Annotated in this window: 19 protein-coding genes and 1 other RNA gene; 11 read left to right on the top strand and 9 right to left on the bottom strand. The window is 52.3% G+C overall.

What is annotated here, in order from left to right:
• Nucleotides 1–34 precede the first annotated feature (34 nt).
• Nucleotides 35–1894, bottom strand: coding sequence for a M2 family metallopeptidase (locus ACG1BZ_RS05820; RefSeq protein ID WP_413664786.1), 1860 nt, complete (start codon nucleotides 1892–1894; stop codon nucleotides 35–37).
• A 251-nt stretch (nucleotides 1895–2145) separates the two neighbouring features.
• Nucleotides 2146–2243, bottom strand: an RNA gene (ffs, locus tag ACG1BZ_RS05815) — signal recognition particle sRNA small type.
• Between the two features lie 134 nt (nucleotides 2244–2377).
• Between ffs and ACG1BZ_RS05810 the strand changes: the two genes are divergently transcribed.
• The 3 genes from ACG1BZ_RS05810 to ACG1BZ_RS05800 all read left to right on the top strand — a co-directional run bounded on the left by ACG1BZ_RS05810 (nucleotide 2378) and on the right by ACG1BZ_RS05800 (nucleotide 5624).
• Nucleotides 2378–3238 (top strand): 6-carboxytetrahydropterin synthase, encoded by an 861-nt coding sequence (locus tag ACG1BZ_RS05810; RefSeq protein ID WP_413664785.1) that lies wholly within the window; start codon nucleotides 2378–2380, stop codon nucleotides 3236–3238.
• Between the two features lie 54 nt (nucleotides 3239–3292).
• Complete coding sequence (locus tag ACG1BZ_RS05805) at nucleotides 3293–4009, top strand: 16S rRNA (uracil(1498)-N(3))-methyltransferase (RefSeq protein WP_413664784.1); 717 nt, start codon at nucleotides 3293–3295, stop codon at nucleotides 4007–4009.
• 259 nt (nucleotides 4010–4268) lie between these two features.
• Nucleotides 4269–5624, top strand: a complete 1356-nt coding sequence (locus tag ACG1BZ_RS05800) for a substrate-binding domain-containing protein (RefSeq protein WP_413664783.1) — start codon at nucleotides 4269–4271, stop codon at nucleotides 5622–5624.
• Nucleotides 5625–5916: 292 nt separating this feature from the next.
• Here the strand turns inward: ACG1BZ_RS05800 and ald are convergent, their stop codons facing one another.
• A complete protein-coding gene (gene ald / locus ACG1BZ_RS05795) occupies nucleotides 5917–7062 on the bottom strand; it encodes an alanine dehydrogenase (RefSeq protein WP_413664782.1) in 1146 nt (381 codons plus the stop codon).
• A 195-nt stretch (nucleotides 7063–7257) separates the two neighbouring features.
• Here ald and ACG1BZ_RS05790 point away from each other — a divergent pair, with 195 nt between their 5' ends.
• Complete coding sequence (locus ACG1BZ_RS05790; protein ID WP_108732211.1) at nucleotides 7258–7743, top strand: Lrp/AsnC ligand binding domain-containing protein; 486 nt, start codon at nucleotides 7258–7260, stop codon at nucleotides 7741–7743.
• A 50-nt stretch (nucleotides 7744–7793) separates the two neighbouring features.
• Here the strand turns inward: ACG1BZ_RS05790 and ACG1BZ_RS05785 are convergent, their stop codons facing one another.
• From ACG1BZ_RS05785 to putP, 3 genes are all read right to left on the bottom strand, one after another.
• Complete coding sequence (locus tag ACG1BZ_RS05785; RefSeq protein WP_108732210.1) at nucleotides 7794–8258, bottom strand: DUF962 domain-containing protein; 465 nt, start codon at nucleotides 8256–8258, stop codon at nucleotides 7794–7796.
• A 107-nt stretch (nucleotides 8259–8365) separates the two neighbouring features.
• Nucleotides 8366–8878 carry an O-acetyl-ADP-ribose deacetylase gene (locus ACG1BZ_RS05780; protein ID WP_413664781.1) on the bottom strand — a complete coding sequence of 171 codons (513 nt, stop codon included), beginning with the start codon at nucleotides 8876–8878 and terminating at the stop codon, nucleotides 8366–8368.
• Between the two features lie 152 nt (nucleotides 8879–9030).
• Nucleotides 9031–10497, bottom strand: a complete 1467-nt coding sequence (gene putP / locus ACG1BZ_RS05775; RefSeq protein ID WP_282931667.1) for a sodium/proline symporter PutP — start codon at nucleotides 10495–10497, stop codon at nucleotides 9031–9033.
• Between the two features lie 114 nt (nucleotides 10498–10611).
• On the opposite strand from putP, the gene ACG1BZ_RS05770 reads away from it, so the two are divergent.
• The gene (locus tag ACG1BZ_RS05770) at nucleotides 10612–11313 is read left to right on the top strand and encodes a hypothetical protein (RefSeq protein ID WP_282931666.1); all 702 of its coding nucleotides are present in this window, start codon (nucleotides 10612–10614) and stop codon (nucleotides 11311–11313) included.
• Here ACG1BZ_RS05770 and ttcA read toward each other — a convergent pair.
• Together ttcA and ACG1BZ_RS05760 are read right to left on the bottom strand one after the other, a co-directional pair.
• On the bottom strand, nucleotides 11198–12115 hold the full coding sequence (ttcA, locus tag ACG1BZ_RS05765; protein ID WP_413664780.1) for a tRNA 2-thiocytidine(32) synthetase TtcA: 918 nt from the start codon (nucleotides 12113–12115) through the stop codon (nucleotides 11198–11200). The two genes, ACG1BZ_RS05770 and ttcA, sit on opposite strands and share 116 nt — an antisense overlap.
• 120 nt (nucleotides 12116–12235) lie before the next feature.
• The gene (locus ACG1BZ_RS05760) at nucleotides 12236–12904 is read right to left on the bottom strand and encodes an arylesterase (RefSeq protein ID WP_282931664.1); all 669 of its coding nucleotides are present in this window, start codon (nucleotides 12902–12904) and stop codon (nucleotides 12236–12238) included.
• Between the two features lie 45 nt (nucleotides 12905–12949).
• Between ACG1BZ_RS05760 and ACG1BZ_RS05755 the strand changes: the two genes are divergently transcribed.
• The 4 genes from ACG1BZ_RS05755 to ACG1BZ_RS05740 all read left to right on the top strand — a co-directional run bounded on the left by ACG1BZ_RS05755 (nucleotide 12950) and on the right by ACG1BZ_RS05740 (nucleotide 18255).
• Nucleotides 12950–13672, top strand: a complete 723-nt coding sequence (locus ACG1BZ_RS05755) for an ABC transporter ATP-binding protein (protein ID WP_413664779.1) — start codon at nucleotides 12950–12952, stop codon at nucleotides 13670–13672.
• On the top strand, nucleotides 13672–16122 hold the full coding sequence (locus ACG1BZ_RS05750) for an ABC transporter permease (protein WP_413664778.1): 2451 nt from the start codon (nucleotides 13672–13674) through the stop codon (nucleotides 16120–16122). The genes ACG1BZ_RS05755 and ACG1BZ_RS05750 overlap by 1 nt, the downstream gene beginning before the upstream one ends.
• Before the next feature lie 40 nt (nucleotides 16123–16162).
• A complete protein-coding gene (bioA, locus tag ACG1BZ_RS05745; protein ID WP_413664777.1) occupies nucleotides 16163–17434 on the top strand; it encodes an adenosylmethionine--8-amino-7-oxononanoate transaminase in 1272 nt (423 codons plus the stop codon).
• Nucleotides 17435–17838: 404 nt separating this feature from the next.
• On the top strand, nucleotides 17839–18255 hold the full coding sequence (locus ACG1BZ_RS05740; protein ID WP_413664776.1) for a DUF6746 family protein: 417 nt from the start codon (nucleotides 17839–17841) through the stop codon (nucleotides 18253–18255).
• 122 nt (nucleotides 18256–18377) lie between these two features.
• On the opposite strand, the gene csrA is transcribed toward ACG1BZ_RS05740, so the two are convergent.
• Nucleotides 18378–18566 carry a carbon storage regulator CsrA gene (gene csrA / locus ACG1BZ_RS05735; RefSeq protein ID WP_413664775.1) on the bottom strand — a complete coding sequence of 63 codons (189 nt, stop codon included), beginning with the start codon at nucleotides 18564–18566 and terminating at the stop codon, nucleotides 18378–18380.
• 1140 nt (nucleotides 18567–19706) lie between these two features.
• Here csrA and ACG1BZ_RS05730 point away from each other — a divergent pair.
• Together ACG1BZ_RS05730 and ACG1BZ_RS05725 are read left to right on the top strand one after the other, a co-directional pair.
• Nucleotides 19707–20243, top strand: coding sequence for an HNH endonuclease (locus tag ACG1BZ_RS05730; protein WP_413664774.1), 537 nt, complete (start codon nucleotides 19707–19709; stop codon nucleotides 20241–20243).
• 132 nt (nucleotides 20244–20375) lie between these two features.
• On the top strand, nucleotides 20376–20957 hold the full coding sequence (locus ACG1BZ_RS05725; RefSeq protein WP_413664773.1) for a DUF4760 domain-containing protein: 582 nt from the start codon (nucleotides 20376–20378) through the stop codon (nucleotides 20955–20957).
• Nucleotides 20958–21006: the final 49 nt, after the last annotated feature.

Below are 21006 nucleotides of genomic sequence, written 5' to 3'. Positions count from 1 at the left end.
CTTTTTCTAATACCGACAAAATTGAAAGCTCAGATTACCAACCGCACTGACGCCCTTGGTTCTGCTCTTCCAGGTACGCCATCAGCGGCTGGAAGTAATCGATAATGGCGGAAGCATCCAGGTCGCGCTGACCAGTGAGCGCTTCCATAGCATCCGGCCAGGGCTTGCTTGCACCCATTGCCAACATAGCGCGCAGCTTCTTACCAGCCTCATCATTCTGGTAGATGGAGCAGCGGTGCAGCGGTCCGGTTTCACCAGCGGCTTCACACAGCGCGCGGTGGAATTGGAACTGCTGGATACGCGCCAGGAAGTAGCGAGCGTAAGGCGTATTACCGGGGATATGGTACTTGGCACCCGGATCGAAGTTCTCTTCGGAGCGCTCTACCGGAGCGGCAATGCCCTGGTAATCTTCACGCAGCTTCCACCAGGCCTTGTTGTAGTCTTCCGGCTTCACCTCACCGTTGAATACTTGCCAGCGCCACTTATCAACGAGCAGACCAAATGGCAGGAAGGCAATCTTATCCAGCGCCTGCTGCATCAGGTAACCGATATCTTTACTCTCATCCGGCACCTCATTCATCAAACCGATTTCCTTCAGGTACTTCGGTGTGATGGAAAGCGCGATGGTATCGCCAACAGCTTCGTGGAAACCGTCGTTAGCGCCATTTTTATAGAGGAAAGGCTGATCTTTATAGATGCGCTGGTAGAAGTTGTGGCCCAACTCGTGGTGGATGGTAACCAGGTCTTCACCCGTTTTATTGATACACATCTTGATGCGAAGGTCGTCCTGCCCGTCCATATTCCAGGCGCTGGCATGACAAACCACATCGCGATCGCGAGGCTGGGTGAACTGGGAGCGCTCCCAGAAAGTTTCCGGTAGAGGCTTAAAGCCCAGGGAGGTGAAGAACTTCTCCCCGACTTTAACCATGTCTTTTTCACTCATGCCGGAATCAACCACCAGCTGAGTCAGATCATAGGGGGCCTGCATGTCGTCGTCTTTGACGATGTCGTAGACGTTACCCCACTCCTGGGCCCACATATTACCCAGCAAGTGTGCAGGAATCTTACCCTGAGCCGGCACTACGTCATCGCCATAATGCTCATTCAACTTGGCGCGAACATGGCAGTGCAAAGCTTCGTACAACGGCTTCACTTTACCCCACTGGGTATCCATATCCTCAGCAAAGGCATCCGGGGCCATATCATATTTGGAGCGCCAGAAAACACTCAGGTTGTCATAACCCAGCTCTTTGGTACCCGCATTACCGATCTCCACCTGGCGCTCATACAGAGGCTTCATAGGAGGAGAAACTTTACGCCATCCAACCCACAGATCCTTGAGTAATTCAGGATCGCGATTGGTTGCCATCACCTGCCCCATCTCGGTCAGGGTGTAGCACTTTTCTTCACCGCCATCTTCGTGGCAGTATTTACCGGCACCGTACATGCCCTGCATTTTTGAGCCAATTTGCGCCAACTCAGAAGTTAGTGCCGGATCTTTCGGCGCCGGGAATACCAACCCCTGCTTCAACATGGTCAACTGGCGACGGGTATCCGGGTCCAGATCCAGGTCGTTAAATTTGGCGGCCTCTGAAGCCAGCTCCACTGCCAGGGTGGTGTATCGCTCTGAAGCCAAAGCCTCTACATATTGGGAATCAATATTGATATAGGTAGAAGCAAGCCAAGCCGCATGACTTGCCTCTTGCCCCATTTTTTCCAAGCGAGCCTGGGCATCATTTAGGAAAGCTTGCGCATCTTTGGCTGTCAGCTGGGAATTATCAGCTGGACTTTCCGCAGTCGCCTGGGCTACACCAACCGGTTTTACCGCTTGCTGCCCACTGTCACAGGCAGACAGTGCAACGGCAACCGCTATCGAGAGAGCAACTTTTTTCATTTTCTCCTCAAGAATCATTTTTAGATCTGCTTATAGTTGACGCCGTTTATAGCATAAGCCCCACACGATCAGCGACGGCAAGGCCGAAGATCGAGCCAGATCGACACAAAATCCCCTTTTATATCGTCTTTGCGGGAAAAAATTTGGTGAGGGAAAGAGCAAAAACCCAGGACACGGTCGAGCAAAACACTCTCAACGGGGATTTTTCAGGGGATGATTTTTGAAACAAAGAAGGGAGAGATTGGAGGCAGCCCAACCAGCAACACCCTCGGCACATGATACCACTGCTACCGTTGCTCCCTTCCGGGCCTGGCGGAGTTCACAGCTGCTCATTGCGAGGGGACCGGGAGGGCCGCCACAACGATCTTCGGTGCCAGTGCATCCGAAGAGGGCGCGATTATAGAGGCATAAACGAATAAGATCCAGCCCTATTAACAGGTTATAATAAACGACTACTATCTCACCCCCTGCAAAGAGTTACTCATGCACTTGTTTGTCGATAATTTAACCAACGTTGACTTCAGCTACCTCGACTCAAAACGAGGCATCGTAGGCGAGACCTGGCTGGCAAACGCAGCCCTCGATGGCGCCTTGGATGAACAGGGGATGGTTTGCGACTTTGGCATAGTGAAAAAGACCCTGAGGCATTGGCTGGATGATCAAGTCGACCACCGCCTCCTGGTACCTACCCGCTCACCCCAACTGACCCTGGAGCACAATGGAGACCAGGTTAACCTAACCTGGCTATTGGAAAACGGGGCATCTATTAAAGTGTCAGGTCCGGAACAAGCTTTTGCCTTAGTGGACGCCGAGGTAATTACCCCTGAGAGCGTCGCCGTCTGGTGTGTCCAGCAGCTGGCCAGCCACTTCCCCGACAGCGTGGAGAAGCTCAAGCTCAGCTTCCACTGTGAAGTGATTGAAGATGCCTTCTACCACTACAGCCATGGCCTGAAAAAACACCTTGGTAACTGCCAACGTATCGCCCATGGACACCGTTCACGCATTCAGGTCATGACGGGTGGCCAACGCGATACAGAGCTGGAAAAGTACTGGGCTGAGCGCTGGGAAGATATCTACCTGGGCACTCGCGAGGATCTGGTTTCAACAACTGCCGATGATCGCGGTGAGGAAATCCATAACTTTGCTTACAGTGCGCAACAGGGAAACTTCACCCTGACCATCCCTGCCAAAGTTTGTGAAATTCTTGACTGTGATACCACGGTGGAGCAGTTGGCCCAATATATCGCCAACACCCTGGCGGCAAGAGAACCGGGGAAAGCGATTACCGTAAGAGCCTACGAAGGTATTGGCAAAGGCGCGATTGCTTCAGCTCAAACCAGCTAGCCCAGCCCCATAGCACCGACACCGTTATAAATTGAAGTACCAAGGCGCCCGACTTTGAACCTGATTGTTTTACAAAAGCACGACTTTATTAGTCCCAACCGTGTCCGCCTGAGTGGACGCCAGCTGGAGCATATCACCAAGGTTCACAGAGCAGCGCCGGGACAACAACTTCGTGTCGGACTGCTCGACGGGCAAATAGGTAGTGGCGAGATTGTTACGCTCGACGAGAAGTGCGTTGAGCTTGAGGTGGCATTCGCAATCGATCCGCCCCAGCCATTACCTCTCACACTTATTTTGGCCCTACCTCGCCCCAAAATGCTCAAGCGGGTTATCCAGCATTTGACTGCACTCGGAGTCAAAAAACTGGTTTTAATTAATAGTTACCGGGTCGAAAAGTCTTACTGGCAAACTCCCTGGTTACAGGAAGACAAACTCTTTGAGCAATGCCTGCTCGGACTAGAGCAGGCTGTCGATACACAAATGCCGGAAATTCTGTTGCGCAAACGCTTTAAACCGTTTGTCGAAGACGAACTCCCTTCCCTCTCCAGTGACTCCCGTAAACTGGTGGCTCATCCAGTAGGGGGAACGGCTTGCCCTGTGGACATAAAGCAACCGACCACTTTAGCCATTGGCCCTGAAGGCGGCTTTATCAGCTATGAAGTCGAGAAGCTCCAGGAAGCAGGCTTTCAATCCGTTCACCTGGGTCCACGTATTTTGCGGGTAGAAACTGCACTGCCAGTCCTAATTAGCCGGTTATTTCCCGCTTTTTAACTTACTCAAATTTTAGAGGCTCTAATACACCTTCACGGGGGCCTCTAAACATCTATTTGATTTATTGCTTTTTAAAACATGGAGCAAGCTTTTACGAAAGCTTAACTCTCCATACTTCATTTGTTCAAAAAAACCCCATTAAAGTTACCTACCTCTCACGATGAGACAATTGCGTAATTTAGCAATCAATATTTCATCAATTTGTCACAATTAAGTCATATTTTGCGCCCTCGTTTTACCACCTTACGGTCGAATTACTATGAGCGTATTCTTAAGCCGGCTAAAGCAAACCCTTACCCTTTTTCTTCTTGGGATGGCCCTGGCTGCTGCAACTTCCACAGCCCAAACCCGCTTCCCTCCCGACACATCGGGCCTGCTTTTTACTTTACATGGCTCCAACACTGTCGGCGCAAAGCTGGCGCCCAATCTGGTGAGCGATTACCTCGAAGCCCGTGGTGGCAGTAATCTCGAGATTATCCCTTTAGGGAAAGAAAATGAGGTTCGAGTGCAAGGGGACCTCGGTGGTAAAAAAATATATGTCGATATTGCGGCACACGGTTCGAGCACCGGATTTAAAGGCCTTGAACGTTCCCAGGCCAATATCGCCATGGCTTCGCGACCAATAAAAGATACTGAGCACGCAGCCCTGAGTCGCTTTGGGGATATGCGCGGCCAAAGTGCAGAACATGTTATTGCCATCGACGGCCTCGCCATTATTGTTCACCCTCAAAACCCCATCAGCCAATTAACCCTGCAACAAATAGCAGCAATATTTTCTGGAAAAATTACCGACTGGTCTGAAGTGGGCGGGCGGAAAGGTCGTATCAAAGTTCTGGCGAGAGATAATCAGTCCGGCACCTGGGATACGTTTAAAAGCTTGGTGCTCGGGAAAAAGTACTCCCTTATTACTAATGCAAAACGCTTCGAATCGAATGATCAATTGTCAGACCGTGTTTCGGCGAATCCCAACAGTATTGGATTTGTCGGCTTGGCGTCTATTCGACGAGCCAAGGCCGTATCGGTATCTGACCAGAACACCCAACCGCAAGCTCCAGAGCATCTGACAATTGCAACCGAGGACTACCCCCTCTCCCGCCGTCTATTTCTCTATACCGCAGCTTACAATTTAAAACCCGTCGCCGAAGAGTTCCTGCACTTTGTACAGAGCGAGCAGGGGCAGGAGCTGGTAAAGGCCACTGGATTTGTCGCGCAGACGCCAATGGGTGTAAAACCTGAAGCCAACCGGGAGGGGCCCAGCGAATACCTGAAATTAACGGAAAATGCAGAACGCCTGAGTATTAACTTCCGTTTCTCTGAAGGCAGCGCCTCTTTAGATAACAAGGCAAAACAGGATATACAGCGACTTGTCCGCTTTATGCAAAAGCCTGAGAACAGCCACAAGCGACTGCTATTGATCGGATTTGGCGATGAGAAAGTGAGCGAGGGACGCTCAATCGTTTTATCAAAACTACGCGCAGTTACCGTTCGCTCAGCTCTAAGGGATCACCAGATTAATACAGCACCGGTTCAGGGCTTTGGTGCCTATCTGCCGGTAGCCTCCAACAGCTCCAGCTCAAAGATAAAAAATCGCCGGGTAGAAATCTGGGTTATTTAACCCTAGCCCAAAACCCCTCTCCCTCGTGAGGCGACAAGGAAGTCCCTCAGCACCCTTTCTGTTTTTCCTTCTCCCCTTCCCCAGTTTTTCCCTAAACAACACATCCAGCTTTTTCTAAAGCATAAATAACGCGCATAAAAAAGCCGCGTAAATACACGGCTATCAATTAGTGGCTATGCCACCAGGTCTCACAGAGAGGAACGCAAAGAGCGCTCCGGGGGAAACTTCCCAACAACAAGCGCGTTACCGCTTATTTACAATGTGGCCGCCCGCAGGCGGCCACTGGGGGCAATTAAGCTACAGCGTCTTCCGCTACTGCTTGTTTTTGCAGAGCCAGTTTGGGATCTACAAACTCGTAACCCAATACGTCGGCTACGGCTTGGTAGGTCACCATGCCAGCGTGAACATTCAGGCCTTCCAACAGGTTGGAATCGTCCAACAGTGCCTGCTTGGCGCCTTTGTTTGCCAGGGCTACCGCGAAAGGCAGGGTGGCATTGTTCAGGGCCATAGTGGAGGTGCGAGCTACACCGCCGGGCATATTGGCAACACAGTAGTGAACCACACCATCAACTACGTAAGTAGGCTCTTGGTGAGTAGTCGCCTTGGAAGTCTCGAAACAACCGCCCTGGTCAATAGCAACGTCAGCTACAACTGCGCCTTTCTTCATGCGGCTGATAATGTCGCGGGTCAGCAGTTTGGGGGCTGCCGCGCCAGGAATCAGAACCGCACCAACAACCAGGTCAGCTTCCAGTGCGTGCTTTTCAATAGCATCGTTAGTGGAGTACTCAGTGCGAACCGCACCACCGAAAATATCGTCCAGCTGACGCAGACGCGGCAGGGAGCGGTCGAGGATAGTAACGTCAGCACCCATACCCAGGGCCATCTTCGCTGCGTTAGTACCAACAACACCGCCACCGATAATCAGGACTTTAGCAGGAGCTACACCGGGAACACCGCCGAGCAGTACGCCGAGACCACCCTGGGCTTTTTCCAGGTGGTGGGCACCGCACTGTACAGACATACGGCCAGCAACTTCAGACATGGGCGCCAGCAGAGGCAGGCCTCCGAAGCGATCGGTTACAGTTTCATAAGCGATGCAGGTAGCGCCGGATTTCACCAGCAGCTCAGTTTGTTTGGGGTCTGGAGCCAGGTGCAGATAGGTGTACAGAACCTGCCCAGGACGCAGCATTTCGCACTCGTGGGGCTGGGGCTCTTTTACCTTGACGATCATATCGGCAGTGGCAAAAATCTCTTCCGGAGTATCGATAATCTTGGCGCCGGCTTGAACGTACATCTCATCGGGGAAACCAATAGCGGCACCACCATCCTTCTGTACGATCACTTGGTGGCCGTGGCCAACCAGTTCGCGAACACTCGACGGCGTCAGGCCAATACGATACTCGTGGTTCTTAATCTCTTTAGGGACGCCAATCAACATTTTCCTTCTCCTCGCTCTGTGCGCTCGGTACTGCCTTAATCAAATAGGAGTACCTAATTTCTATGTTTTCCCCAGTATAAGAACAGATAAGAAGTGGATATTTAGTAGATTTTTGATAAAACTAGTGGAATCCACTAACAACCCTGTCGCCAAGTCTATTTTTTGACCATGTCGACCAATTCGGAGTCAGCAGTTATGCGCAAACGTGCGGGAGAGCTAAGTACCATCGACCGGAACATATTGCGTGTTCTACAAAAGAATGGACGAACCAGCTATGCCGAGCTGGCCCGACAGGTGGGATTGACCGCGACCCCCTGCGTCGAACGGGTAAAGCGCCTGGAAAATGACAATGTTATTCAGGGTTATACCGCCTTGATTAATCCGGAATACCTCGATGCTGCCCTGGTGGTTTTCGTGCAGATCAGGCTGAACCGCTCCGCACAGGACGCCTTTGAGGAATTTCGCAACGCCGTAGCCGCCCTGCCGGAAGTTCAGGAGTGTTACTTGGTATCGGGGAATTTTGATTACTTGATCAAGGCCCGGGTGGCGGATATGAGCGCCTACCGCAAGTTTTACGGCGAAACGCTTTTAACGCTGCCGGAGGTGCAGGAGTGCACCAGCTATGTGGTGATGGAAGAAGTCAAAGAGACACTGGAAGTACCGGTTCACTACAACCGATAGGGGGATAGATCGATGAGTGGCCGCAGCCACTCATCTGCATAAACCGGCAATCAGTATTGAATGCCCAGTTTCCGGTAAATAAACCCGATCACCCAGGCGGGGCCGATCAACAGGAATTGTAAGTCCTTAAAGAAAGAGGGTTTCTTGCCTTCGATATGGTGGCCAATAAATTGGAACACCCACATAATCACGAATAGGGCCAGTGCCGTCTGCCAGATAGGCACCCCCAGCCGCTCCAATACCGACCAAGCCCACAAACACAGAACAGTTAATCCCGTCATTCCCAGGGCAATGGGAAACGACATCGCGAAATAAAACAGAAGAATCGGGATTGTCACCACGACAGCCCAGTTCAGCCAGGGAATTGTCGCCATAAATTCCGGCTGCGGAACTGCCCACAAAAGTCCGGCCACAGTTGCATAAATTACGGGAACAGCAATCCAATGAATGGATTTGTTGATCGGATTCTGATGACTCTCACCATACTCGGAAAACCACTGCTGGGCACTGCGCATGACAATCTCCTCATTCTTATATTGTTATTGTCAGAGCAATAATAATCCCCAACCCATGGATATCAATCAATGGCCGAAAATACCACGAGGCCTACAAAACGTGGCTTTTAGCGCCTAACGTAGGCATCCAACTGGGATAGATAGAGATCCGCCATCGATTTATCGAAGCAACAGAATACAACCTGCTGCGGCGCCCCCTCCTTCTCCTGAAATTGCTGCACCTGCTCTACAGCCACCTCTACAGCCAGCTCCGGCGGGTAGTCGTAAACGCCACAACTGATCGCCGGAAAAGCAATCGAGCGCATATTTTCGCGCCGAGCCAATGCCAGGCAGTGCCGATAACAGCTGGAGAGCAACTCGGGCTCACCCAAACTGCCGCCACGCCAAACTGGCCCAACCGTGTGGTAGATACGTTTTACGGGAATGGAATAAGCGCCAGTAGCGCGCACTTCACCAACAGGACAGCCGCCCAGACTGCGGCAGGCCTCCAGTAGATTGGGCCCCGCTGCGCGGTGTATGGCCCCATCGACACCACCGCCTCCCAAGAGACGGCTGTTGGCAGCATTGACGATTACATCGACGTGCAATCGAGTGATATCACCGAGATGAACTTTGATCACTCAGCATCTCCAACCGCTATTTGAATAATTGCTGCGGATGGAAATCCATTTCACTTCACAACAGTCGCACCTTTGCCAGAGATGCGTCCCTAGCGCGGCTGGTCTGTCTCGGCCCGAGCGAGTCGCTCGGGCTCAAGTCCTGCCCTGCCCCCTCAACCAAGCAACTTGCGGTGCTGTGAGGCAACGGCTTCCGGGCACTTCGTCAGCGCGCTCACTAACACGATAGCAGCTGAAGAGAAAACAAAACCCGGCAACAGCTCATAAACATCAAAAATGCCACCGGAGAGTTGCTCCCACACCACAACGGTGAGGCCGCCAACGATAACACCGGCAATAGCACCACTACCGGTCATACGGGACCAGTAGAGACTGATCAACAGCGCCGGGCCAAAAGCAGCGCCCAGACCAGCCCAGGCGTAACTCACCACATCCAGAACCTTGGAATCCGGGTCCATCGCAATCCACACAGCGACCAGTGATAAAGCAACCACCGCCCAGCGCCCCACTTTCACCATGGCTTCCGGAGTGGTCTCACGCCCAAACCAAACGTGGTAAATATCCTCCGCCAACGCAGCCGATGACACCAACAGCTGGGAATCTGCCGTACTCATAATGGCAGATAGAATCGCCGCCAAAAGAACACCGGCAACTAGCGGGTGGAACAGCACCTGTACCATTTCCATAAATACAGTTTCGCCATCTGGCAGGCTCTGCTGGATTTCCAGGTGGGCAAACAGGCCTACCGCCATTGCACCCAAGAAACCGGCCAGGGACCAAACCGCCGCTACTGTCGCCGCAACCGGAATATCGTTAGGGCTGCGCACCGCCATAAATCGCGCCAAGATATGCGGCTGGCCGAAGTAGCCCAGTCCCCAGGCCAGGGAACTGAGTATCGCCACCAGGCTTAAGGTTTGCCCGGTGTTATCAGTCATCCAGTGGGTCAGCTGTGGCATCTCCGTTTGCAGGCGAGTCCAGCTGGCAGAAAAACCACCCTGGTCGGAAATAACAACGAGAGGCACCGCAATCAGCGCCGCACTCATCAGCAGTCCCTGGAACACATCGGTCCAGGACACCGCCAAAAACCCGCCAAACAGGGTGTAAGAAATAACGGCAACCGCACCGATAATCACCGCCCAGCGATAATCCCAGCCAAACACCGTTTCAAACAATTTGCCGCCGGCAATCAGGCCGGAAGCCACATAGAAAAGGAAAAATAGAAGGATGAATATCGCGCAGACGGTGCGCAGATAGGGGTGCCCCATCTTAAACCGACGATCCAGATAAGCTGGCACCGTCAGGGAGTCATCCAGCTCATAGGTGTAGATGCGCAGGCGCCGGCCCATTGTCACCCAGCTCAGAACGATGCCGGAGAAAAGGCCAATTGCGATCCAACCGGCAGAGAGCCCCGCCGCATAGGCCGCGCCTGGCAACCCCAGGAGCAGCCAGCCACTCATATCCGAGGCCCCGGCAGACAGGGCCGCCACAGCCGGCGGCAGGGAACGGCCACCGAGGAAATAGTCGCTGGCATTTTTTGTACGCATATAGGCGTAAATACCGATAACAACAATCAACGCCAAATAGGCGACAAAAGTAAGGGCGATCAGCCACTCGGCGGCCATAAGGGATTCCTTCTGATCAAACTGGGGTGGTACTTGGCGCGGGAATAGTCTGCGTTTTCCTGCTCAATTTTTCAGCGCATTGAGCTATGGAAAGAGCACCACCTAAAAATTGTTATGTTTATTGCGCGTAAATCTACCCATAAGGTGGCGCCGACTCAATCAGCAAACTACATATATGTTGGATACAACTACAGAAAAAAAGACAACACTATGGGCATTTGTCTGGACGAGCTCCGACTCCAGGTTATCCGTCCAACCCTCAAGCACTTGAGAGCCTGGAGCCAGGGCATGGAGAATCTCCTTCTGGGAACCGCTGCCCAGGAGTCGCAATTGGGCTTCCACCTCAAACAGGGACGGCGCCACGGGCTGGGTATTTACCAAATCCAGCCCCACACCCACCGGGAAATCTGGGATCAATACCTGATCGATCACCCAAGCCTCGCCTCAAAGGTGCGGGGGCTGGCGAGCCAGCGGGATTTTCTCGATCACCCCCACAGCGAACTGACCACCAACCTGCGCTATGCCACAGCTATCGCCTGGCTGATTTACAGGTCGGCCGAAGTCCACAAGATCCAGGACGAGGAAACCTCAGACGTGGCCAATATGGCGCGTCTCTGGCATCAGCACTTTCACCACGGGCCCAGTGCCAGTCCCCGGGACTTTGAATGCAGTTACGCGCAACTGGTCAGCGGTGCAGATCCTACAGATTCAGCGCCTCGATATACTGGGGCTCCACTTCCTGAGCATCCTCAGGCTCCCAAGAATTCACCTGGCGCTGGATTGAATGGTCAGGACGCTCGACAGCCGACGGCATAGAGCGATCCAGTTCCAGACTCTCAAAATCGTAGAGGTCCCTGTCCGCCAATTGTGACGGGGACACCCGGGTAATTGCGGCGAAAATATTCTCGCTGCGGCCTGGGAATTTCTTATCCCACTCCCGCACCATCTGCTTGATCGCCTGGCGCTGAAGGTTCTCCTGGCTGCCGCACAGGTTGCACGGAATAATCGGAAACTGCTTGTACTCGGCGTACTGGGCGATGTCCTCTTCGCGGCAATAGGCGAGCGGACGAATTACGATATTGCGGCCATCATCGGCGCGCAGTTTGGGCGGCATCGCCTTGAGGCGACCACCGTAAAACATATTCAGAAACAGGGTCTCGACGATATCGTCTTTGTGATGGCCCAGTGCCACCTTGGTGGCGCCAATTTCTTCAGCAAAGCCATACAAAGTGCCACGGCGCAGACGGGAACAGAGCCCGCAAGTGGTCTTGCCCTCGGGCACCACTTCCTTCACGACCGAGTAGGTATCTTTCTCGACAATATGGTGGGGAACACCCAGGGACTGCAGGTATTCCGGCAGGATATGCTCGGGGAAGCCCGGCTGTTTCTGGTCCATATTGACCGCCACCAGTTCAAAGTTAACCGGCGCTGTCCTCTGCAAATTCAGCAGAACGTCCAGCATGGCATAGGAATCCTTACCGCCGGACAAACAGACCATAATCTTGTCGCCCTCTTCAATCATGTTGAAGTCGGCGATGGCGCGGCCCACATGGCGGCGCAGGCGCTTTTGCAGCTTATTAAACTCGAGCCGCTCGCGGCGGTTTTCCAATTCGGGCATGGTGTCTCTCTAACTCATTCGCGACCAGTGACCGGGCCCAGAGTACCGGCACAAAACCTTAAACTTTGGGACCAGAGCCAGGCTTTCCTGTTCCTGGGGGCGCGATTGTACGCATTTCGATCACGGAGTACACGACTCACCAGCCGCCTTCTCCCCCAACAGGGACTTCACGCAGGGCCAGACATGATCCAGCAGGGCCGGCTGCGCCTTAGCGGTGGGGTGGATACCGTCGGATTGCATAGCGCCCTGCTCCAGGGCCACGGTTTCCAACAGGAAGGGCACCAGGGCGACCTCTTCGGCCTTGGCTACTTTGGGGAATACAGCGGCAAAAGCCTCGGTATAAGCGCGGCCGTAGTTCGGTGGGATACGCATCCCCAACAGCAGAACCTCCGCCCCGGAATCTTTAGCCAGCTTGACCATCTGCTGCAAATTGCGCTGCAAACTCTGGGGTGGGTAGCCGCGCAAACCATCGTTACCGCCCAACTCGACAATCAGCCACTGTGGATTGTGCTCTTCCATCAGGCGCGGCAGCCGGGTCAGGCCGCCTGCGGAGGTCTCCCCACTGATGCTGGCATTGACCACCTTCACCGGGCGTCCCTTTTCCTGCAAGCGCTCTTGCAACAGGTTGACCCAGCCCAGCTCCTCATCGATACCGTAGGCCGCACTTATGCTATCCCCTAATACGAGCAGAGTGCCGGGCTTGTTGGCACTCAGTGCCAGATTGGGGACCGACAGCATCAGCACCAAGCCGAACCGAGTCAGTAACTGCCGAAAAAAGGCTGTTGTCATGTCATACTCTCCAAAAATCTCGCGTATCCGCAAAGGGAATACAGTATGTCCGCCATTCTCACGGCAGAAAACCTCTATCACAGGGTCTCCACCAGCGAAGGGCCACTGACCCTATTAAACAATATCTCCCTGAAAGTCGCCCGTGGCGAGAGCCTCGCTGTGACAGGGGCCTCAGGTTCCGGCAAGTCCACCCTGCTCGGCCTGCTGGCAGGATTGGACAAACCCACCGAGGGCAAGATCTGGCTGGCGGGGGACGAGATCACCGCCATGGACGAAGAGCAGCGCGCCGCGGTGCGCGCCCGCTGTGTGGGCTTTGTATTCCAGACTTTCCAACTGCTGCCCGGGCTTACCGCCCTGGAAAATGTGATGCTGCCGAGCGAATTGCGCGGTGAGCGGGGCGCCGCCAAGCGGGCGGAAGAGTTTCTCGCCCGGGTGGGCCTGGAACAGCGACTGCGCCACTACCCGCGCCAGTTATCCGGCGGTGAGCAACAGCGGGTGGCCATTGCCCGGGCCTTTGCCAGCTTTAGCAGCAAAGATGCCATCCTCTTTGCCGACGAACCCACCGGCAGCCTCGACGCCGGCAACGGCGCCAAAATTATCGACCTGCTGTTTAAACTCAACGAAGAATCTGACACCACCCTGGTGCTGGTGACTCACGAACAGCGACTGGCAGAACGCTGTGCCTCCCACCTGCATATGTCGGCCGGTGCCGTAGATTCCTACGCTCCACTTATCGACGGGGACAACCTGTCGGAGGTGTCCGCCTGATGCTGCCACTCAGACTGCTGTTCAGGGACTGGCGCGGTGGCGAATTGGCGCTGATTGCCTCGGCCCTGGTTTTGGCTGTTACCTGTGTCACTGCGATCGCCCATTTTACCGACCGCCTTACCCGTGCCATGGAGCAGCAATCCCTCACCTTCCTGGCCGCAGAGCGGGTGCTGCGCAGCAGCAAACCCGTGGATAGCTCATGGCTGGAGGAAGCCGACAAAAAGGGATTGGAGCAAGCCCAGATAGTCCAGTTTTCATCCATGATCTCCGCCAACGACCAATTCCAGTTTGTCTCAGTCAAAGCTGTCGACAAAGGCTATCCATTGGTGGGACAACTGGAAATCAGCAAGTCCCAGGGAGGCCCTGGAGAAATTGCACCACAAGGACCTCCCCCGGGAGAAGCCTGGGTGGAGTCCCGCCTTCTACCCTTGATGGGAATTCAGCTCGGCGATCCTATCGCCCTCGGCGACACCCAATTGAAAGTGACAGCCATACTGGAGCGGGAACCCGACCGGGGCACCAGCCTGTTTGATATGGGCGCGCGAGTATTAGCCAATACCGCCGACCTGCCCGCCGCAGGTGTGATCCAGCCCGGCAGCCGAGTGCGCTACCGCTATCTGTTTGCCGGTGATGACCAAGTCCTGAAAGATTACTTTGACTGGCTCAAACCTCAACTGACTGAGCACCAGCGGATCTTGGACCTGCGCGAAGGCCAACCCCGGGTTGCCTCAGCCCTGGATAGAGCCGAGTCCTTCCTGTTTCTCGCCGCCAGCCTGGCCGTACTTCTCGCCAGCGTCGCCGTTGGTCTGGCAGCCAGACGCTACGGACTGCGCCACGGCGCCTACGTAGCCGTAATGAAAAGCCTCGGTGCCGGGCGCAACAAAATTCTCGGTATCTACCTGGGACAGCTGGCCGCCCTCACCCTGATTGCCACCGCTATCGGGCTGGCACTCGGCACCTTTATCCAGAGCCAGGCGGTCAACCTGATGGAAGGGTTCTTCCCGGTACAACCCCCGGCCACCAGCTGGAGCCCACTGCTGATTGGACTCGCCACCGGCCTCGCCTGCGCCCTGGGCTTCGCCCTGCCGCCACTTTTCCGTTTGGCGCGTACAGACCCGATGCAAACCCTGCGGCACGACTGGAGCAATCCGGACCGACGCGAATGGCTCGGGCTGATTCTCGGCCCCAGTGCCATGCTGCTTCTAATCTGGTGGCTGTCCGGCAGCTTGCTTATGACGCTCGCCCTGTTTGTCGGCATGCTCCTATTGGTAGCGGGCAGCGCCTTGGTTAACCGACTTTTGGTGCGCGGAAAGCTGGCCTCCCTGGGAGGCGCCTGGCGTATTGCCCTGGGCAGCCTGCAACGCCGCGCCGCATTTAACACATTATTGATTGCCGCTTTTGGCACCGGTTTATTGGCCATGCTGGCCATGGTCTTTGCTCGCACGGCCCTGGTGGATGAATGGCGGATGCAATTACCGGAAAAAGCCCCCAACCACTTCCTCCTGAATATCGCACCCCACGATGTTCCAACCATGGAAAATATGCTGGCAGAGGGCGAGGTAAGCAGCACCGAGTTTTACCCCATGGTGCGCGGCCGCTTGGTAGCGATTAACGGCGTCTCGATTAAAGAGAAAAAAGATCGCCCCGGCGGCGTTCGCCGGGAATTGAACCTGAGCTACACCGATACCCTGGCACCGGACAACCGTATTTTGGAAGGCGAGTGGTGGGACAAGGCCAGCGAAGGTGTTTCAGTCGAAGTAGAGCTGGCAGCCCAGCTGAACCTATCACTGGGAGATCAATTGCGCTTTTCCATCGGCGGACTGGAAGTAGAAGCCCCGGTAGCCAGCTTCCGCTCGCTGGACTGGAACAGCATGCGCCCCAACTTCTATATGATATTTGCACCGGGCACTATCGATGATTTCCCGGCTACCTATATCACCAGTTTTTACCTCCCACCGGAGGACAAGCTACTGGTCAACGACCTGGTTCGCGCCTTCCCCAGCGTCAGCGTGATAGAGCTGGATAAGATCATCCAGCGTATCCGCGACACCATTAACCAGGTGTCCTTCGCTATCGAATCGGTTATGGCCCTGATGCTGGTTGCCGGGGTCCTGGTATTAATCGCCGGGGTCCGCGCCAGTATCGCCGAGCGATTGCAGGAAGCGGCAATTATCCGCACACTGGGAGGCCGCAGGCGCTTGTTGCTGAGAAGCCTGATACTGGAATTTGGCCTACTGGGTTTTGCCGCCGGTTTGCTCGCGGCTATCGGTGCTGAAGCCACCTTGGCCGTGCTGTCTTATTGGGTCTTTGAACTGCCGGTGATATTGCACCCAGTCCTTTGGCTAACCGGACCACTCACCGGTGCTGTACTGGTTGGCACTGCCGGTACCCTGGCCTGTTACAGCTCGATCAGCCAGCCCCCGCTTAAAGTACTGCGCGAACTGGCCTAACGAATGATTGTCGGCTCTTAAGAATAAAGATGTAGTTTTTATGGACCTGGATTTCGATCGCAAACATATTTGGCACCCCTACTCCTCCCTGATCGACCCGCCGCCGGTATACCCGGTGACGCGGGCAGAAGGGGTACGTATTTACCTGGAAGACGGGCGCGGCCTGATCGACGGTATGTCCTCCTGGTGGAGCGCCCTGCACGGCTACAATGTGCCCGAGCTAAACCAGGCCATGCGCGATCAGATGGACAAAATGTCCCATGTGATGTTCGGGGGTTTAACTCACGAACCGGCGATCGAGCTGTGCAAGAAATTAGTGGAAATCACTCCAGCCGGCCTCAACCGGGTATTTCTTGCTGACTCCGGTTCAGTGTCTGTGGAAGTGGCGATCAAGATGGCCGTCCAATACTGGCACTCCCATGGCAAGCCCGAAAAGAACCGCCTGCTGGCCCTGCGCAACGGTTACCACGGTGATACTTTCGGGGCCATGGCCACCTGTGACCCAGTCACCGGAATGCATCATTTGTTTGCTGAGCATCTGAACCAGCACCAGTTTGCACCCGCTCCGCAAACACCCTTTGGTAGTACCTGTAGTGACAGTGATATCGCCGAGCTGCGCCAGCAAGTGGAAGAGAACCGCGATCAGTTGGCCGCGATTATTTTAGAGCCCATCGTCCAGGGCGCTGGCGGCATGCGTTTTTACTCTGCCGATTATTTGCGCCGGGTGCGCGAACTCTGCGACGAGCACGACGTACTGCTAATCGCCGATGAAATCGCCACCGGTTTTGGCCGCAGCGGCAAAATGTTCGCCTGTGAGCACGCCGATATCACCCCCGATATCCTCACCCTGGGCAAAGCCCTCACCGGCGGCACCATGACCCTCGCCGCCGCCCTCTGTACCGATAAAGTGGCCGAAGGTATTTGCCAGGGAGAAGCCGGTGTATTTATGCACGGCCCCACTTTTATGGGTAACCCCCTGGCTTGTTCCGTCGCTAACGCCAGCATCCAATTGTTACTCAACAGCCCTTGGCAGGAGCGAGTAACTGCGATCGAACAGCAGCTGACCGAACAGCTAGCCCCGTTAAAATCCGCACCGGGTGTCGCCGATGTTCGAGCCCTAGGAGCAATTGGCGTGGTGGAAATGCGCGAGCCGGTAAATACGGCCAAAGTGCAGGAAGCCCTAATCGAACGCGGAGTTTGGCTGCGCCCCTTCGGCAAACTGGTCTACGCCATGCCGCCCTATGTGATTTCGGAAGAAGACCTCAGCCAATTAACTTCGGCGATGGTTGATGTACTGGGAGAGATTTCCTAGCCTCCGTACCAATTAATTTGTGAAGCCGATCTCAATAAACCCGAACTAACCGACTCACCCTATAAGTAACCTTCTCTTTGCTACCGCGAAGAGAGGGTTAACAGATCAAATTCCATAACACGGGGGCGCCTCTTCCCGGCTAAAAACCTCCGTTGCCCCTCCCATGCGCATCCTTTCCAGATTCAATTTTCTTATTCCTTACAAATTTCGATCAGCTTGATAGCAATTTTTACGCGAAGTGTTTTGAGCACCTAAAAATTCCTGTATCATGAATGTTAATGATAGTTATCCTCATTTACGATAGCGATCAAAGTGGTCAAAATGATCACTGATAAATGTTAGGCATTCACCTCGCCCGATCAATGCCTTATCAACCCTTAGCGTTTGGGCGTTAGAGAGGAAAAATGAGAACTTTAATTGCGTTACTTTTTGCTGTTACTTTTGCTACCACTGCTCAAGCTAGCCCCGCATCAGACGAAAAGCCCATCCAGCATCTCAAAGTAGCGGACGTTACTTCTATGAAGGATGCCAAGAAGATTTTCATTGAGAAAACAGCAGAAATTAAAAGCAAGCAAAAGCTGAATCCTGCTGAACTTCACCAGATTCATGTCATCACCTACACCCTCGAAAAAAGTGTTGAGTATTTCGCTGAAAACCTGAAAGGTGAAAGACAGAAGCTTGCAAAAGACATCGCCGTTGTTGTAGAGAATATCCACATTAACTCCGAAAACAACCGCCCAGAAAAAACCCGCAAGGATCTGAATCACTACTTTAAATTAGCAGAAAAGTTTGAAGCTGGATTTAAGCATAAACATCACTAATACAGATCACTTCCGAGCTTAACCTGTCTCTATCCGCAGCGAAAGGCTCAACTGAAAGCGCTAACTAACAGTAGTTAGCGCTTTCATAGCAACACCACCCCGCCACGATCTCCATCAACTTCTCAACGATTCCCACTGACCAGATTTCCTTCCCTTTTGATCCGCCTATAAATCTCCTCGCGGTGTACGGGCAGGGATTTGGGAGCAATTATTCCTACCTTTACCTGATTGCCCTTAACTTCCAATACGGTGATTGAGACATTCGCTCCAATCCATAAGTTTTCGCCTGTACGGCGCTTTAAGATCAACATATTTTTCCCTACTGATACTCAAACCATAGGTAGACCTTCCACAAAGGGAAGTTTGGATAAAAATGTTTTGAGTAACTGCGAGGAGGTGCGCGAGAACGGTAGGCATAGAAAAAGAAAAGGCAGACGCAACGCCCCCAGGGCCTGGGGAATCTCTCCAAGCCGCTGATTGTGCTCCACTTTATTGAAGACGAGCGGGTTTCTAGCGTACTATGCATATAGCCATCTTGATAGGTGATTTATCAATTTGGTTAGCTGGCCCCAGGTGTTCCAGCACCTTGGGTCAGCGCCTTTTACTTATTCTTACTTCACGCTTCCGTTCTCCTTTTAAGGATGGTTTTTAGAGAATTCTTGGGTTCTTGATTCTCTTGGCTCTCTTAAATCGAGCTGCTTTGGTTATTGGCTTCAGGTGGATTCTTAATCGCGGCTAAACTACCAATAAATATCTATCGATTTTACGTGGCTTTGACACTAAAACAATCCTAATAAAATCTAATAAGATTATTTTTGTGCCTATATTTTTTTCCTACCGAGATATATTGACCGGCAATATAGTGCAGCAGCTTTGAGATACACTACTAAGAAGCTGAAGAGAGCCCTTAACGAAGGGAATCGCATCCTATATATAAAGGGTAAGTGAAGATAGTTTTCTGTTGGTTTTGGATGATACCTAAAATCAAAATACTCTTTATTAAACATCCGCTTAGTTTTGGTTTTGCCGTAGTGGCTTTGAGCGTTTATCGAGTAAAGAAAAGTAACTCTTACAGGGGTTCCGTGTGCCCCAATCTACCTCGATACCTTTCCCCAAACTATCACCAACCTACAAAGTTAGTAAGTGATAGCTTAGGAGTTTATGATCATCTTGCCTTTTATATTATGGAGCAAGAATATATGCATAAAAACTTGTATTAAATCAATAGGTTACAAACCAACCTTAAAGCCAGAGTAGTAGTCAAAGTGATAATTTTTATAGTTTGCACAAATGTATAAGATTGCATTAAGCACCTGCTTTAAAATAAAATTTTTTTGCTGTAGCGTAGAAATTGATTCTAAGAGAACAATCATGATAATAGTGGTCAGACTGATTACTATATAAATGTTGCAAAGCCAAACACTGGAATTCAGCTGGATGCAGGCTAGAAAATGACACAATCAAAAAAATGCAAAGATTGCGGAAACACTTATCCTGAATCGCGTGACTACTTTGGCCAGTTCAAGAATAAAACGAGTAATGGAGTTAAGATTGGGTTTCGAAATTCATGCCGTAAATGCATGGCCAAAAGAACTGCAAAACACTCCTCAGAGAACCCTGACCTAGTAAGAAAGCGCCTCGATAGACGAAAAATTCAATCTGAAAGTGCAGTTGGAGAGCATACATCTGCAGATCTAGCTCGTATACGAATACAGCTGGAAGACCGGTGCAGATTTTGTAATGCTGAACTAAATGGTGCGGGGGAAGTGGAGCACCTTACTCCTGTATCAAGAGGGGGAAGCCATTATGCACATAATATTAGCCTTTCTTGTTTAAGTTGTAACCGAGAAAAAACAAATAAAACTCTTGATGAATATATGGTGTGGAGAACAGAGCGGAAGCTGTCCACTAGAAATATCAGCTTGCCATATGAGAAACCTGATAAGCCTACTGTCGTAGCCGGCCGTAAATACTATGATCGCGCATAACTTAGTAATACAGCCGACGCCTTACTTTATGCACTTCTTACACGGTCGCTACGCTCTCATTTTCGCGCAAAAAGCACACAAAGCAAGCCGCGGCTGATTGAGGCATTATGGCAATAATATAAGGAGAATAAATTGGTCATTGAAGAATTCTCAAAAAATATAGTTCCAATATTGCAACTTTTGGTCTCTAGCGCAGGTGTCGTTGGAATTATACTTCTTTGGTATCAAATTAAATCAACCCACCAGTGGAATAAGGCTAGCAGCCAGCATGCGTTGCTTTCAAACCTCCCTAACCAAGATCATGAAGCGACCGTATGGAAAATTGTCGATAATTTGGAAAAGAGTGAGGATGGTTCGATTACGGAGAATGCATCTAAAGAAATTTATAGTGATATTGACACATGGACATGCATTAGATTTTTTTTGAATAAATTTGAACAATTATGTGCAGCAGTTAATGCGAATGCACTGGATGATTCTTATGCATATAGCGTGCATTCCGCGAAGGTAACAAATATTTTTCAAAAATTTAGAAATTACATTGAATTCAGTCGAATTCGCCTGAACGATGACGAGATATATATTGAACTTGAGGTTGTTGCTTCCCGTTGGCATCAGCGATATTTAAATACTAAAGAGGTAAGAGAAAAACGGTTAGCTGACGCAAAAAAAGCATTAGACAAAGAACTGGGTGTCAATAATGTGGTGCCATAACAAGGCATGACAGACCGACGCCTTAATCTGTGCACGACGTTAGGCGATA

The sequence above is a fragment of the Microbulbifer sp. CNSA002 genome (assembly GCF_047324085.1).
Lineage (GTDB): Bacteria > Pseudomonadota > Gammaproteobacteria > Pseudomonadales > Cellvibrionaceae > Microbulbifer.
This window is presented reverse-complemented; position numbering and strand designations above follow the sequence as displayed.